General features: G+C 43.5%; 14 protein-coding genes. 7 read left to right on the top strand and 7 right to left on the bottom strand.

The window, feature by feature from the left end:
- The first annotated feature begins 109 nt into the window (after positions 1 to 109).
- Both K6V21_RS18285 and K6V21_RS18280 read left to right on the top strand, forming a co-directional pair.
- On the top strand, positions 110 to 1,924 hold the full coding sequence (locus K6V21_RS18285; protein ID WP_224319461.1) for a bifunctional DNA primase/helicase: 1,815 nt from the start codon (positions 110 to 112) through the stop codon (positions 1,922 to 1,924).
- A gap of 65 nt (positions 1,925 to 1,989) precedes the next feature.
- A complete protein-coding gene (locus K6V21_RS18280) occupies positions 1,990 to 2,235 on the top strand; it encodes a DUF4248 domain-containing protein (protein ID WP_224322062.1) in 246 nt (81 codons plus the stop codon).
- Between the two features lie 49 nt (positions 2,236 to 2,284).
- Here K6V21_RS18280 and K6V21_RS18275 read toward each other — a convergent pair whose 3' ends face one another.
- Positions 2,285 to 2,491: a hypothetical protein gene (locus K6V21_RS18275; protein WP_224319460.1), complete on the bottom strand. Its 207-nt coding sequence runs from the start codon at positions 2,489 to 2,491 to the stop codon at positions 2,285 to 2,287.
- A gap of 28 nt (positions 2,492 to 2,519) precedes the next feature.
- On the opposite strand from K6V21_RS18275, the gene K6V21_RS18270 reads away from it, so the two are divergent.
- The 3 genes from K6V21_RS18270 to K6V21_RS18260 all read left to right on the top strand — a co-directional run bounded on the left by K6V21_RS18270 (position 2,520) and on the right by K6V21_RS18260 (position 3,685).
- The gene (locus K6V21_RS18270) at positions 2,520 to 3,035 is read left to right on the top strand and encodes an HU family DNA-binding protein (protein ID WP_224319459.1); all 516 of its coding nucleotides are present in this window, start codon (positions 2,520 to 2,522) and stop codon (positions 3,033 to 3,035) included.
- Positions 3,036 to 3,140: 105 nt separating this feature from the next.
- A complete protein-coding gene (locus K6V21_RS18265) occupies positions 3,141 to 3,236 on the top strand; it encodes a smalltalk protein (RefSeq protein ID WP_149934701.1) in 96 nt (31 codons plus the stop codon).
- Positions 3,233 to 3,685, top strand: coding sequence for an N-acetylmuramoyl-L-alanine amidase (locus tag K6V21_RS18260; protein WP_224319458.1), 453 nt, complete (start codon positions 3,233 to 3,235; stop codon positions 3,683 to 3,685). The genes K6V21_RS18265 and K6V21_RS18260 overlap by 4 nt, the downstream gene beginning before the upstream one ends.
- Positions 3,686 to 4,680: 995 nt before the next feature.
- On the opposite strand, the gene K6V21_RS18255 is transcribed toward K6V21_RS18260, so the two are convergent.
- The 6 genes from K6V21_RS18255 to K6V21_RS18230 form a co-directional block, all read right to left on the bottom strand.
- Positions 4,681 to 5,853, bottom strand: coding sequence for a glycosyltransferase (locus K6V21_RS18255; RefSeq protein WP_224319457.1), 1,173 nt, complete (start codon positions 5,851 to 5,853; stop codon positions 4,681 to 4,683).
- Positions 5,854 to 6,364: 511 nt separating this feature from the next.
- Positions 6,365 to 7,471: a cytochrome-c peroxidase gene (locus tag K6V21_RS18250; RefSeq protein WP_224319456.1), complete on the bottom strand. Its 1,107-nt coding sequence runs from the start codon at positions 7,469 to 7,471 to the stop codon at positions 6,365 to 6,367.
- Between the two features lie 80 nt (positions 7,472 to 7,551).
- The gene (locus K6V21_RS18245; RefSeq protein ID WP_224319455.1) at positions 7,552 to 9,459 is read right to left on the bottom strand and encodes an LruC domain-containing protein; all 1,908 of its coding nucleotides are present in this window, start codon (positions 9,457 to 9,459) and stop codon (positions 7,552 to 7,554) included.
- Between the two features lie 326 nt (positions 9,460 to 9,785).
- Positions 9,786 to 10,454: a bifunctional 4-hydroxy-2-oxoglutarate aldolase/2-dehydro-3-deoxy-phosphogluconate aldolase gene (locus tag K6V21_RS18240; RefSeq protein ID WP_224319454.1), complete on the bottom strand. Its 669-nt coding sequence runs from the start codon at positions 10,452 to 10,454 to the stop codon at positions 9,786 to 9,788.
- A 64-nt stretch (positions 10,455 to 10,518) separates the two neighbouring features.
- Complete coding sequence (locus K6V21_RS18235) at positions 10,519 to 10,878, bottom strand: four helix bundle protein (protein ID WP_007218683.1); 360 nt, start codon at positions 10,876 to 10,878, stop codon at positions 10,519 to 10,521.
- Between the two features lie 50 nt (positions 10,879 to 10,928).
- Entirely contained in the window at positions 10,929 to 11,954 is a 1,026-nt protein-coding gene (locus tag K6V21_RS18230; RefSeq protein WP_007218684.1) for a sugar kinase, read from the bottom strand.
- A 255-nt stretch (positions 11,955 to 12,209) separates the two neighbouring features.
- Here K6V21_RS18230 and K6V21_RS18225 point away from each other — a divergent pair, with 255 nt between their 5' ends.
- Positions 12,210 to 13,268 carry a LacI family DNA-binding transcriptional regulator gene (locus tag K6V21_RS18225; RefSeq protein ID WP_224319453.1) on the top strand — a complete coding sequence of 353 codons (1,059 nt, stop codon included), beginning with the start codon at positions 12,210 to 12,212 and terminating at the stop codon, positions 13,266 to 13,268.
- A 10-nt stretch (positions 13,269 to 13,278) separates the two neighbouring features.
- Positions 13,279 to 14,769, top strand: coding sequence for a UxaA family hydrolase (locus K6V21_RS18220; protein ID WP_224319452.1), 1,491 nt, complete (start codon positions 13,279 to 13,281; stop codon positions 14,767 to 14,769).
- The last annotated feature ends 156 nt before the right edge of the window (positions 14,770 to 14,925 follow it).

The raw sequence follows: 14,925 nt of genomic DNA, 5'->3' as shown, positions 1-14,925 counted from the left end.
TGTGGCATTTGCCCCCACGAAGTGCGGCATTCGAGACACTGAAGTGTGGCATTTCCAAACGACTTTACAAATGATTTTCCAAAAATAATTTTAAACAATTCAACGAAATATGAGAAATTTTCATAAGTACGGAATCGACACCCTCGGTCGCACCAGCGGCAAAATCAAAACCATTTGTCCGGAGTGTAACGCCACCCGCGGACACAAAGGCAACAAATCGTTCTCCATCGATCTGGACAAGGGTTTATGCTACTGTCATCACTGCGGTCACAAGTTCTACGTGCCCGATGATGCCGAAGAGCGGGAACGGCAACAGCTAAAAGAAAAATACAACCGTGCCAGCAAGCTCCCCTCCCATTTCCGCCGCCCCGTCTTCGACGCCGCCAAGGCAAAGCTCAGCGAGAACCTGGAACGGTACTGGACACAGGAACGCTGCTTGGCACAACACCTGCTGGCCGAACTGCGCATCACCGAAGAATGCATCATGCTGCCCGAAAGCCACGAACTGGAAAACTGCCTCTGCTTCAACTATTTCGAAAACGGTACACTCATCAACACCAAGTACCGCAGCGGCCGCAAACACTTCATGATGGTGAAAGGCGCCGAGCTGATCCCCTACAACATTGACGCCATACTGGACACTCCGGAATGCATCATCACCGAGGGCGAATTCGACGCCGCCGCCTTCATGAGCGCCGGACGAAAGGACGTGATCTCCGTGCCCGCCGGCGCGCAGAACAACCTCACCTGGATGGATCGCTTTGTGGATACGCACTTCGAGCCGAAGCAACTCATCTACATCGCCACAGACGAGGACAACTCCGGCCGGCTGCTGCAACGGGAACTCGTGCGGCGCCTCGGAGCCGAACGCTGCCGTCTGGTACGCTTCGGGCCGGAATGCAAGGATGCTAACGAGCATCTCGTCCGCTACGGAGCCGAAAGTCTGCTCATCACCTTAGCGCAGGCCGAAGAAATCCCGCTGGAAGGCGTCTTCACCACCGAAGACCGCCAAGATGCCTTCCGCACACTCTTCGAAAACGGCCTTCAACGGGGCGCTGAAACGGGCTGGGACAATCTGGATGCGAATTGCACTTTCGAAACCGGGCGTTTCGTGGTGACGAGCGGCTTTCCCGGCGATGGAAAGTCAGAATTCATCGATGAACTCGTCCTACGCCTCTGCTTGAGGCACGGGTGGAAAATCGGCTACTTCAGTCCCGAAAACATGCCCATGGAATACCACCTGGCCAAGCTCTCCGAAAAGCTGACCGGACATCCGTTCCGCCCCGGAGCGGGTATGACGGAAGTCCTCTACAACCGGGTGGTGCGCTGGCTGACGGACAACGTGACGCACATCTTACCGGACACGGGAAGCTACACCGTGGACTGCATCCTTGAGAAAGCCCGCCAACTGGTGCGTCGCCGCGGGATGCGCATCTTTGTCATAGATCCGCTAAACCGCATTGACCAGCAACTGGAACCGGGACAAACGGAACTGCAATACATCACCTCGCTGCTGAACAAGCTGAGCCGATTCGCCCAGCAACACAAGTGCCTCGTTATCCTCGTGGCGCATCCGCGCAAGGTGAACCGCAACACCACCAACGGCGAACGGCGACGTGCAGAGATGAACGACATCAACGGTTCCGCCAACTTCGGTAACATGGCCGACTACTGTCTTATCGTAGATCGCAACGACGATAAGGAAATCGTCACCGTCCACATCGACAAAGTCCGGTTCAAGCATTTGGGTAGCGCCCACACCAACGCCAAATTCGTCTACAACCGCATCAACGGGCGCTACTGGCCCTGCGAAGAAGCCATCGTGCATGGACCGGACGGTGACAGACCGGGACCGATAAACACGGTGTTCGACAATGAAAATTGGCTTGAAAATACTTCGGAACAAGGTTGCTTATTTGATTAATTTTCAGTACATTTGCATATAATTAAAGGCATCCAATATAAGCAACAAAACATTCATTTTTGAATATGCAAAAAACTGATGATTCCATTTTAGAAATCTGCTTTGTGATACGCTGCTACGGGAAAGGCGAATTGGCCATGTGCTACATCCGCGGAGTAGCCCAGCAGACAGCCGTCAACCGCTTCAACACGTGGATACGAAAAGCTCCCGGGCTGGAGCAGCGCCTGCAGGAAACAGGACTGAGCCGCACCGACAGGTGCTACACACCTGCCCAAGTACGTTTGATAGTCAATGTTTTAGGGGAGCCTTAGGGCTCCCTTTCCTTTTTCCGCCCTTCGTAATCCCACCTATTCTCCACTATCATTTTCCACCTTTTTCACACAGTTTCGCACCGTCTACCCGTATTTCCCAACGTTTATCCTCCGAAAAGCTCTTTTTTCCTCCGCAAACCTCCGCGAAACTCTCTGAACCTCCATACACACCGGTGGCATGCCGTATCTTTGTTTCACCCAACCGGAAGAAAGGTGTCTTCCTTACTACCGAAAAGGTTATGAAATAATTCACCATTTATTCACTCTAAATTATTTGTAAAATAATGGCAAATGCATTAGTAGTACGCACACAGCGTCACAAGAAAATCGGAGATAAAACATCTCCTATGGTTTACACCCTGAAGCGTAAACCGAAAGATGCCAAAATGTTCGACCTGCAACGTATCGCACAGGACATCGAGGCCCTGGGCGGAATGTCGGCCGAGGATGTGGTACACGTAGGTAAAGCCATCGTGCGCCAAATGCGCCAAGCGATGACCGACGGTAACAGCGTCCGCCTGGACGGCTTCGGAATTTTCCACACCACCTTCAAATGCCGTGCCACCGACGCGGCTAAGGATTGTACGGTGAAGAATATCGAACGTGTCAACATTCGCTTCAAAGTGGCCAACACCCTGCGACTGGCGAACGACAGCGTTGCGACCACCAAGGGGGGACCGAACAACATCGTCTTCGAACTGGTGTCGGAAGATAGCAGCTCGTCCGGTAACGGCGGCGGCGGTTCTTCTTCCGGTGGCAGCGGCGAAGGCGGCGGCCTGGATGAAAATCCGCTGGGGTAAGGCCTAAAGCCTTCGGCTTTAAAAATTAAAGGCTGCGCAGCCCGCTAATAACTAATTATTAATCATGCGAAGCAGGATCCTGCTTCGCATTAATCACCTATCAATATGAAAAAAACGACTTGGGACAAGATTCTGAAAGTAATCATCGCAGTGGCTTCGGCCGTAATAGGCGCTTTTAGCGCAAACGCGATGAATCTGTGAGAAGAATTGATCTAATTGTGATCCATTGCAGCGCCACTCGCGAGGACCGCCCCTTTACCGAGTGCGACCTGGATACCGCTCACCGCCTCCGTGGTTTTGATGGCGCAGGCTATCATTTCTACGTCCGCCGCAACGGTGATATCCGATCCACACGCCCGGTCGAGAGGGTCGGCGCCCACGCGAAGGGCTATAATGCCCATAGCATTGGAATTTGCTATGAAGGTGGCTTGAACTGCCACGGGATGGCAAAGGATACACGAACGGAGTGGCAACGGCATTCACTGCAGGTGCTGGTGAGGGCACTGAAAATGGATTATCCGGAGGCGAGAATTGTAGGGCACCGGGATTTGAGCCCGGATGTGAACGGAAATGGAGAGGTGGAGCCAATGGAATGGACGAAAGAGTGTCCGTGCTTCGATGTTTCTGAATTATCGAAAGCACAATCCTAAAAATCCTAAAACGGTTTTGTGAAATGTCCGGAAACAAGCAATTAAGGGCATTTCATAAAGCCGCTTTTGTATTACAGCTGTTTAGGCAGCATATCTTAAAAGGAATAAAACGTCATGTACATTAAGCTCTGAAGAGGCATTATCAACAAACAACTGATTTTCAATGCAAAACCGTTTTTTGCTTCATAAACAAAATCAAATCAAATTGTTGCACCAAGCCACTATTGTACACCGCCAAGAGCAGGAATGGACTAAATAGCGACAAGGATACGCAGATATCATAAATGTTAAAAGGGAAATTGAGGATACCGTTGGGGACACTTAGTTGGAGATACAAAACTGTCTCGATTGGTTACCAACTCTGAAGTTGGAGATACTTTTTCATCATTAAAAATGCAATGTTTTTGGAGTCATATTTCTTTCAACACGCCATTCCTAAACGTTTTAAATGAGCTTTCACGGGGGGGGATAATGTAACATTTATTAGTTCCAGTAGAATCCCCTCTATAAATAACGCCCCCAATTTATTAAGAACAAAGAAAAGATAATGCCTTTTAAAGCATTAGAAATTTCTAAGAAAAAAATAAAATGAAAATAGAAATCAACAAAACACCACGATTCATTTTATTATAACTATTGCAAAATTCCCACAATTCATTTTATCCAAAATATACAAAGTCTTTTACGTTTTTCAAATACCACAGACACCAATCGCTCATCGGACAATTCATCATTTGCTATCATTTCCGGATGAAACTCAATGGCTGTAAAGGAGCCGTGTGAAAGAAAGGAATCAAATGACTTCTCCACTCATAATCAGGAAAAACTTTTTTCCACTAATCCATACACATACCCAAACTTGGGAATATGGGTGTGTCATTAAACTAACAGTAATGAAACTTCTTTGACAGTATAGTTTCATCATGTCGTATCGTACTGCAAAAATAACTTTTATATCCTAATGATTCTATCTTATTGATTAAAAGACTAAGACATCATTCTTCCACCCCATGCTCCGTATGGATAAACCTTTTATTCGCCTCTTTCAAGCGGAACAAGTTTATAAACATCAGCAAGAATGAATAAGGAACAAAGCAAACTGCCTCGACAAGACGCCACCTCCAGAAACGGCGGGGAATGGCTACGACCAATGCCAGCAACAACAGCCCGAAAATTACCCACCACTTACAGGCCAACGAGGGATACCAAATAGAAAGACAAAGGGAAAATAGAAAAGTGAATCCCAGCAATAATACCCGCGAAAAGGAAGCTTGCTGAAAAAGTTTATCACAAAAATCCCATTTTCGGTCACGAATGGCCGGAATCAAATGATGTACAAATTCACCCAAACTATAATACTGTGCCGACAACCAACGACGGCGTTGCTGATAAAAATTTTTCGTTTTCTGTATCTTCTCGTCCAGCACATACGTATCGGGCAAATAGTGGAAAAATACGCGGTGGAAAAGCAGCTTCATTTCCAATACCCGATCAAAACCTCCAACCGAAGTATTACTCATCATAGCTTTATAAAATAAAGAGTACTCAAATGCCATACCGGAACCTATCAAAGCAGCTGACATACCCAGATTCACATGTCCAAGACGAAATATGGAATTATTTATCTCCTCACTAATTGCATCCAGATAAGCCATATTTGTATTTAAATTCTTTGCGATCCGATGCGTCTGTACCACCTGTACTTCCGGATTGCCAAAAGCATTATTCAACTCTACGAGATAGGATGAATTTATGACATTATCAGCGTCTATTATTAAAGCTACATCATAGGAGTCTTTATCCAAATACTCAAGAGCAGCCTTCAGCGATTTCGTATTCGTACTTTTCTCAAAATCCACCTGAAGCAGCTTAATTGGTAACGCACGGAGTTTTTCGTTTGTAGAAGGCTGCATGTGATCTGAAATCACGACTACATCGTATTTATCACTTGGATAATCCTGTGCTAGACAGGCCTGTACCGTATCTATAATAACAGTATCTTCCTTATACGCAGCTATCAGCAAAGCAAACCGCTTATGCTCTTTCGCAAGAACCGGTTTATCGGGGTGGCGCCGGAGCGACGCCAGGCTATAAACCAATAAATACAATACATTTATTGCAAACAATACGTATAAAATCCAATCGAATATAAGCAGTACCTGTTCCAAAATTAATTTTTTATGTAGATAATGCCACAAATATACAAAAAATGGCTGAAATAATCATCATTTCTTAAAAAAATAAAATGTCCCATTTTTCATAATGGAACATAAAAAAACGAGCAAGCTCTCACGAACCTCTCGCCTCTGTAAGAAAAGCCATAGAGGCTTTTCTTTCAACTGCATCTAAAACTTGTTACCTAAAAATCAATCTTCTTTTTACCTGAAAATTCTACTACCTATAAAAACACAATCTTCTTTTTTACCTTTTCTATAACTAATTACCTAAATTTCTTAATCCAAATTTTAGCCTATGAAAAACTATTAACTAATCTTTTTACCTAACTAATTCCTTTATTGAAAACTACAAAACTAATTTATTTAAAAGTCAAAATCATGAGCAGTTTCCCAACTGCGATACAAAGGTAGAAAGTTTTTCCGTGTACGCAAACAGAATCATTAAAAAACGTATGTTTTATAACATTATTTTAAACTTATCCGGCATTATTCACAGTAGTAGCTACTTCTGAACAGGCTTAAAATCATCTGTTAACGTTTTCATGAATGCTATAAGATCAGCCTCTTCTTCAGAAGTCAAACCAAGATTTCCCAGCTCGTCACGATTGATTGTAGCAGGATACTCAGCCGGAGGAAATTCATTACCAACATCACGCACATTATAAAAGTGAACAATTTCTTCAAGAGTCTTAAAGTAACCATTATGCCCATAAGGAGCAGTCAAGGCAATATTTCGCAAAGTGGGAACACGAAACTTACCATTTTCCTCTTCTCTACCAACAACACTTCCTAAACCAAGATCTACGCTATCAGGGGTCAACAGAAAATAATCAGCAGGTATGCGTAGATGTGGATTCTCCGGATTACGAGGAATACCTAGATTGTCATAGGTATGGTCAGTAAAAAGGACACGCCCGGCCCGTTCATCCTTGTCTAGAATATGACATTCAGCACACATGGCTTTATCTTTAAAAAGCTCCATTCCACGGCATTCCGAATCGGTAAAAGTATATTTCCCATCTTCCCAAGCATCGTATTTCGAAGAAAAAGGATTCACTTCATCTGATTGTTGGTAAGCAGCAAGAGCATCTGTAATGTAAGTATAAAGAGAATCTTTGTTTGAAGTCTTGCCATAGATTTTAATCAATTCTGCATAATAGGGCGCATGGCATATTTTTTCAACAACAAAACAGGTGTCAGGATTTCCCATTTCCACAGGATTAAGAAATGGTTCACCAGCTTGGCTTTGCAATGAAACAGAACGACCATCCCAGAAAAGCCCACCGACATAAGTACCTTCATCATTATCAAAGGATAAAGGAGGAACATATGCTGAATAACAAACAGTCATAGCATTACGTTGAGAATAAAGACCTCGTACAGCACCTTCAGAAACCATGCGAGATTCACGATCAGCAAACCCCTTAGTTATTGTATGACAAGTTGCACAAGACTGTCCAACCGGTTCAGAAAGTGTAGTATCCTGAAAAATCCGCTTCCCTAATGCGATTTTTCGATTCTGAAGTGAATCCTCATTACTATTACAAGATAACAATCCGCAGACAAATCCGCTACAAAAGAAGATAGAAATAAACATCGGTCGTTTCATAAAAAAAGCATATTTTTGTTTGCTATTTATCAGCAAGACAAAAATATGCTTTTTTCTATTGCAATCAATGCAATTGTTTTCTATTTTTTATACCAGTTAGTGTTCTTTGTGCCTCCTGATGTCACCCAACCAATAAAACCAGGATAAGTATCGTAAACTTTCACTTTCTCATCAGGAGCTCCCCAATTAAGTATAGGAAGATTTATACCAAACGGCATCAGGTTTAAAACCTCATCATAAGGCGCTAAATAATAGATATTTGCAGCTACATTTGACACATCATCCTTAGTATTGAACAAGTCCATATTAGCTTTACCGGTAGGAGGATAATTCACCAAATGTACTTCCGTACTTCTGCTATTTACGAAAATAAACGGATTATACGGAGGTAACACATCATCTTGATCCACATCCGCTAATTCTGTTGTGACAGTAAATGTTTTCTTTAGCACACTTTTTACATCATCAAACAATAGAATAGTAGGATGTGCCTGCCCTTCTTCTACACTCCAACCGTCAGGACCTTCAACGGTTATTTTCCGAACTCTGTCCGGTGCCAGTTTATATAATTGATACCCAAAACCACATTTATAGAGAGCTCCATTATTAACAGGAGTAAATTCATCTACTATTTTAAATACCTTATTAGTTATTACATTCCGATAAAGAGTTGACTGGTATTCTACAACCACATCATTCATATCATAGTCACCTAATGAAGGCCACATATCCTCAAAAGCCAATGTACCTTTATAAGAAACAGTGTTATCACTGGGAGGATCTACAGGAGGCAATTCCGGTCCATCCGTATCTATAGCTCCCGATTCAGCAACTTTCAGATAGAACACAGCATCACAATAGTCATAGTCTTTATTATCCTCAAACCCAATAGCCACAATCTGATCAGAACCTTTCTCACGCAATGCTACCACACGCTGGGCATTATCCGAGTTCATTGAACTATAAGAGTAACGAATTCCCATACCATTCACAATATTACCCTTATTAAAGCCCATCGCCTGCAAACACCATCCAACAGTAACACCTGCCGGAAATTTATCTTCAAATTTTTGCTCTGACTCATTCCAGTATTTAAGTTTCACTTCGTGACCACAAAGCAATGAACCATTACCATTATCAGACGTTTTAGTTATAGGAGACGCATTAGGGAACGCCAATACCTTCTGAATAGAGGCTTCTGTAGGAGTAGTTCCCGTGGTATAAGTAAAGAATCCTACTGTATTATTAAACTGGGCTCCACTCGTGACGAATACAAGACTTAATTCCGTAGCTTTGGTGATTTTGATTTCAGAAGTTGTATTATTATTCAGCCATTCCGGATGCAAGTCCGTAATTTTTTTACCGTTGATTTTGCTGTATACATCCTTTATACTATATAATATATCAGCAGACGGCATACTCAAGTCATTTTCCATATTATTAGGATAGCCACGGCCATCCCAATCAACTCCGGGCATTAACTTCCAGCTATCCAGATAAGTATACCCTCCGGATGTTGCCCCCCTTGTCTTAGTACTTAATGAAGCAACATATTCTACCTGATTGAAGTTTATTTCACCACTGGCAGAGACTGTCAACTTAACCGGAGAAACCGTTCCTAGATAGTCCGTATAAAGCCATACTTCCGTAATAGCCGAAGGAATCTGTATAGTACCTGAATATTTACCTTTTTTATCGGTAGAAGCAGAATAGACAGGAGTCAGTGTCTCATCTTTCACCCATGAATCTCCCACTTCCTTCAGAGGATTCTGATCATAGAGTCCGAAAATGACATAATAGTCATTCGTAAATCCATAATCTACATTTACCTTTACTTGCTTAACCATACTGAAGTCGAAAACTTCTGTCGGATTAAGAGGCGTGTTCTTGTGTTCTCCCTGATACACATCTTTGTCAGCACAACTACTCAACGAGAATGCGCCAATGAGAGCTCCAAGAGCCACTCGTTTCATTTTTTTCCTATCCATAATGCTCAATTTGTTTGTTTTGCAATTCTATGAAAACTGAATCGGCTACAAAGATAGGAATAAATACCAATATTTACAACTTTATATCAAACAAAATAATAGGATTCACAAGTTATTAAGAATCTTACAGATCAAAATATACAAGTTTATAAGAAACCGGAGAAGATTAACTCAGAATTCTTCAAAAAAGAAACCGAAAACTAACAAATCCCAAGATTATTACCTCAAAAAATAACACACATAAAAAAACAAACCGCCGGAGTAGCATTAATCTGCCAACTCCAACGGTTGTCCCCTTTAAACACCTTTAAACAAAATGAAATTTCTTATTTTCTTGCTTCTGCGATATAAGCCAGAGCTTCTTTGCATTTTTCAGTTACATAAGTCCAGTCTTCCACAGCAACTTTATCATTCGGGAAGAGTTTAGATCCCATACCTACGCAGAACACACCGGCTTTGATCCATGAAGTCAGGTTTTCCTGAGTAGGCTCTACCCCACCGGTTACCATCAGCTTAGACCACGGCATCGGAGCCAACAAGCCTTTTACCAGTTTTGCACCAAGAACGTCACCCGGGAATATCTTGCAAAGATCGCATCCTGCCTCCTGAGCGAAACCTACTTCTGAAACGCTTCCGCATCCCGGAGTATAGGCAACCAGACGACGGTTGCAAATCTTAGCGATCTCGGGGTTGAACAATGGGCCTACAACGAAGTTAGCACCCAATTGCAGGTAAAGGGCAGCCGTAGCTGGATCAACGATAGAACCTACGCCCATAGCCATCTCCGGGCACTCTTTCGCTGCAAATTTCACAACTTCTGCAAATACTTCGTGAGCAAAGTCACCACGGTTAGTAAATTCAAAGGCACGAACACCACCTTCATAACACGCTTTCACTACTTTTTTTGCAACTTCTGCATCTTTATGATAGAAGACGGGCACCATTCCGGTAGAACCGATCTTATTTAATACTGCTATTTTATCAAACTTAGCCATTTTTTTATTTACTATTTAACGATTTACTATTTACTATTTAAATGTTTTGCTTTGTACTATTGAACTATTTATTCATCCTTGCCTTCATAGTGGTTATCGAACTGATTATTATCTTCAGAAGTTCCTCATTTTCCCGATATAAATCAGACAGCAACTCTTGCTTAACTAAAGAAGTGTCACCTAGTAACTCTATCCAATACAAGGTTTCATCAAGTTCTTCTTCCACCATTTTCAGCTTGTTTAGGAAATCCTTGTCTGATTTTCCCAAACACGCGGCTCTGTAATTTGCTGCGGGAGACGTTCCGGAACGAACGATCTGATTTCCTATAGCCCTACCAGCCGATGTATTAGGCAATTTATCTACTAACTTAACTATTCGTACCGCAAACACCTTCAACCTGTTCCTCAATTCTTCCGTTGTCATCAGCAAGAGTATCAAATAGTAAATTGTAAATAGTCCAATAGTAAATAAATTTATCTCTGTACACGTCCGCTTGCATCACCACCTGCCAATGCTTCAACTTCTTCTACCGATACCAGATTGAAGTCTCCATTGATAGTATGCTTCAAAGCCGAAGCGGCTACGGCAAATTCGAGAGCCGCACCCTGGTTAGGCTTCGTCAGCAAACCGTGGATGATACCGCCGGAGAAAGAGTCGCCACCACCTACACGGTCGATGATCGGATTGATATCGTAACGTTTAGATTCGTAGAATTCTTCACCGTTATAAATCATTGCCTTCCAGCCATTATGACTTGCAGAGAATGATTCACGCAAAGTAGAAATAACATATTTGAATCCGAATTCTTTAGCCATTGCCTTAAAGATACCCTTGTAGCCTTCAGCATCAGTCTTTCCACCTTCTACATCAGCGTCGGGTTTGAAACCCAGACAGAGTTCCGCATCTTCTTCGTTACCGATACAAACATCAACAAACTGCATCAACGGCTTCATGATGGATTGTGCTTTTTCTTTCGTCCAGAGTTTCTTACGGAAGTTGAGGTCAACAGATACTGTAACGCCATGACGTTTTGCAGCTTCGCAAGCCAATTTTGTCAGCTCGGCAGCTTTATCGGAGATAGCGGGAGTGATACCGGACCAGTGGAACCAATCGGCACCTTCCATGATTGCATCAAAATCGAAGTCAGCTGCATCTGCTTCAGCAATGGCAGAATGTGCACGGTCATAGATTACTTTACTGGGACGCATAGAAGCACCTGTTTCAAGATAGTAGATACCTACGCGGTCGCCACCACGGGCAATGAAATCTGTTTTTACACCATATTTGCGCAGTGCGTTCACAGCTGATTGACCGATTTCGTGTTTCGGCAATTTAGTCACAAAGTAAGCGTCATGTCCATAGTTGGCACAGCTGACAGCAACATTTGCTTCACCACCACCATATACTACGTCAAATGAATCAGACTGAACAAAACGGGTATTTCCCGGAGTGGACAATCTCAACATGATCTCGCCTAATGTAACGACTTTCTTTCCCATAATCTTATTATTTTTTTAATATGTGATTAATTTATAACTTTCAATTTGTCATTTTAGGGTTAAAAACCACCTTAACAACTTGATACTATGGAGAGTAAACTAAAATAAGGTTCGTTCTTCATAGCCTTCGTGTGCGGGCACAAAGATACAACAATTTTCGTAATTACAAAAATTGTCATATATTTGTGTCGAAAATATTAAGATTATTATTGTGTGCGGACACAAAGAACCGTAAATTGTTAAATCGTAATTGATATGGGGTCTGAAAGAATACGCATTAAAGATATCGCCAAAATGGCGGATGTATCGGTGGGAACAGTAGACCGGGTGATACACGGACGCAGCGGAGTATCAGAAGCCAGCCGGAAACGGGTGGAGGAAATTCTGAAACAGCTGGATTACCAACCCAATATGTACGCCAGCGCACTGGCATCGAACAAGAAATATGCATTCTCCTGTCTGCTGCCGCAACATGAGAAAGGCGAATATTGGACTGCCGTAGAAGCCGGTATCCAGGACGCACTGGTAGCGTACTCGGACTTCAATATCTCCGTGAACCTCTCCTATTACGATCCGTTCGACTATCATTCATTCGGAGACGTTGCCCGGAATATCCTGGAACAGGAGCCGGACGGGATTATGTTCGCCCCTACCGTACCGCAATATACGAAACCGTTTACAGAGGAACTAAACAAACGCTCTATACCTTATATATATATAGACTCCAATTTGAAAGATCAGCCTGCCCTCTCCTTTTTCGGGCAGAATTCGCACCAGAGTGGATACTTCGCCGCACGGATGATGATGTTGCTTGCAGGCGGGGAACGGGAAATTGTAATTTTCCGCAAGATAAACGAAGGTATTGTAGGTTCTAACCAGCAAGAGCGCCGGGAAATAGGATTTCGTGAATACATGCTGAAGCATCACCCCGATTGCCGCATCTGGGAACTGAACCTGCACGCCAAGCGAGACAGTGATGACGCACAGATGCTGAATGATTTTTTCAGAAAACATCCGAACGTAAAGAATGGCATCACTTTCAATTCAAAAGTTTACATTGTCGGAGAATATTTATTGAAGCAACAAAAAACAGACTTTAAACTGATGGGATATGACTTGCTGGAACGCAACGTGAAATGCCTGATGGAAGGTAGCGTATCCTTTCTCATCGCCCAACAGCCTGAATTACAAGGATTCGATGGTATCAAAGCATTGTGTGACTACCTGATTTTCAGAAAGGAAGTACCAAGAGAAAACTTTATGCCGATAGACTTGCTTACGAAGGAGAATATTGAATTTTATTCAAATAAATAATAAAGTAATTATGGAAACTAAGTACCTTAAAATCAACCCTGCGGATAATGTAGCTGTCGCTATCGTGACACTGCCGGCAGGAGAAAAGCTCACGGTGGACGGGACGGAAATCACTCTGAGTGAGGAAGTGCCCGCCGGACATAAATTTGCATTGAAAGACTTTGCAGAGGGCGAAAACGTCATTAAATACGGGTACCCTATCGGCCATGCACGCATGGCTAAGAAACAGGGGGATTGGATGAATGAGAATAATATTCAGACAAATCTGGCTGGGTTGCTGGACTATACATACAATCCGACAAGCGTTACGCTGGACATTCCACACAAGGACCTGACATTCAAAGGTTATCGTCGTAAAAGCGGCGAAGTGGGAATTCGCAATGAGATCTGGATTATACCGACCGTAGGTTGCGTGAATGGTATCATCAACCAGCTGGCCGAAGGTCTGCGCCGGGAAACCGGCGGCAAAGGAGTGGATGCGATTATGGCATATCCGCACAACTATGGCTGCTCGCAATTGGGAGACGACCACGAAAACACTAAGAAAATCCTGCGGGACATGGTATTGCACCCCAATGCAGGTGCAGTGCTGGTAGTGGGCTTAGGCTGTGAAAACAATCAGCCGGATGTGTTCCGTGAGTTCCTGGGAGAATATGACGAAGACCGTGTAAAATTCATGGTAACGCAGAAAGTAGGCGATGAGTACGAAGAAGGTATGAAACTGTTGCGGGAGCTGTATGAAAAAGCCAGCAAGGACGAACGTGTGGATGTACCCCTGAGTGAACTGCGAGTAGGCTTAAAGTGTGGCGGATCGGATGGTTTCTCCGGTATCACAGCCAATCCGTTGTTGGGTATGTTCTCCGATTTCCTGGTGGCACAAGGTGGTACGAGCGTATTGACGGAAGTTCCGGAAATGTTCGGCGCAGAGACCATATTGATGAACCGTTGCCGCAACAAGGAATTATTTGAAGAAACTGTGAAACTGATTAATGACTTCAAGGAGTACTTCCTTTCACATGGCGAACCGGTAGGTGAAAATCCGTCTCCGGGAAACAAGGCGGGTGGTATCTCAACTTTGGAGGACAAGGCCTTGGGATGCACGCAGAAGTGTGGCAAAAGCTACGTGGAAGGCGTGTTGCCGTATGGTGAGCGTCTGAAAGTAAAAGGATTGAATTTATTGTCAGCTCCGGGAAATGACCTGGTGGCAGCAACAGCACTGGCTTCCTGCGGTTGCCACATGGTATTGTTCACCACAGGACGTGGCACACCGTTCGGAACGTATGTGCCGACCATGAAGATTTCCACCAACTCTACACTGGCAAAGAATAAGCCGGGATGGATTGATTTCAATGCAGGAGTTATCGTGGAAAACGAGCCGATGGAAAAGACTTGCGAACGGTTTATCGATTACATTATCCAGGTGGCAAGCGGTGAATTCGTGAACAACGAGAAGAAAGGTTACAAGGAAATCGCGATCTTCAAAACGGGAGTTACCTTATAAATTGGCAATTGACAATTGTAGAGATAGAGGGCGGGCAAAAACTATTTTGCTCCGCTCTTTGTTTTTTATAATTTTGCAGCGGATTAATGTTTCACCACAGAGTAACACAGAATTCTAAGACCTGAGCAAATAATTCGGTCTAAAAACACTGTTAAT

It is taken from the genome of Bacteroides cellulosilyticus, assembly GCF_020091405.1.
Classification (GTDB): Bacteria; Bacteroidota; Bacteroidia; order Bacteroidales; family Bacteroidaceae; genus Bacteroides.
The sequence above is the reverse complement of the archived record's forward strand: the minus strand, read 5'-3'. Positions and strand labels throughout refer to the sequence as shown.

What these genes read in the sequence shown, in the direction of transcription:
- K6V21_RS18285 (WP_224319461.1), top strand. Translation starts at nt 110, where the DNA reads ATGAGAAATTTTCATAAGTACGGAATCGACACCCTCGGTCGCACCAGC.
- K6V21_RS18280 (WP_224322062.1), top strand. Translation starts at nt 1,990, where the DNA reads ATGCAAAAAACTGATGATTCCATTTTAGAAATCTGCTTTGTGATACGC.
- K6V21_RS18275 (WP_224319460.1), bottom strand. Translation starts at nt 2,491, where the DNA reads ATGGTGAATTATTTCATAACCTTTTCGGTAGTAAGGAAGACACCTTTC.
- K6V21_RS18270 (WP_224319459.1), top strand. Translation starts at nt 2,520, where the DNA reads ATGGCAAATGCATTAGTAGTACGCACACAGCGTCACAAGAAAATCGGA.
- K6V21_RS18265 (WP_149934701.1), top strand. Translation starts at nt 3,141, where the DNA reads ATGAAAAAAACGACTTGGGACAAGATTCTGAAAGTAATCATCGCAGTG.
- K6V21_RS18250 (WP_224319456.1), bottom strand. Translation starts at nt 7,471, where the DNA reads ATGAAACGACCGATGTTTATTTCTATCTTCTTTTGTAGCGGATTTGTC.
- K6V21_RS18245 (WP_224319455.1), bottom strand. Translation starts at nt 9,459, where the DNA reads ATGGATAGGAAAAAAATGAAACGAGTGGCTCTTGGAGCTCTCATTGGC.
- K6V21_RS18240 (WP_224319454.1), bottom strand. Translation starts at nt 10,454, where the DNA reads ATGGCTAAGTTTGATAAAATAGCAGTATTAAATAAGATCGGTTCTACC.
- K6V21_RS18235 (WP_007218683.1), bottom strand. Translation starts at nt 10,878, where the DNA reads ATGACAACGGAAGAATTGAGGAACAGGTTGAAGGTGTTTGCGGTACGA.
- K6V21_RS18230 (WP_007218684.1), bottom strand. Translation starts at nt 11,954, where the DNA reads ATGGGAAAGAAAGTCGTTACATTAGGCGAGATCATGTTGAGATTGTCC.
- K6V21_RS18225 (WP_224319453.1), top strand. Translation starts at nt 12,210, where the DNA reads ATGGGGTCTGAAAGAATACGCATTAAAGATATCGCCAAAATGGCGGAT.
- K6V21_RS18220 (WP_224319452.1), top strand. Translation starts at nt 13,279, where the DNA reads ATGGAAACTAAGTACCTTAAAATCAACCCTGCGGATAATGTAGCTGTC.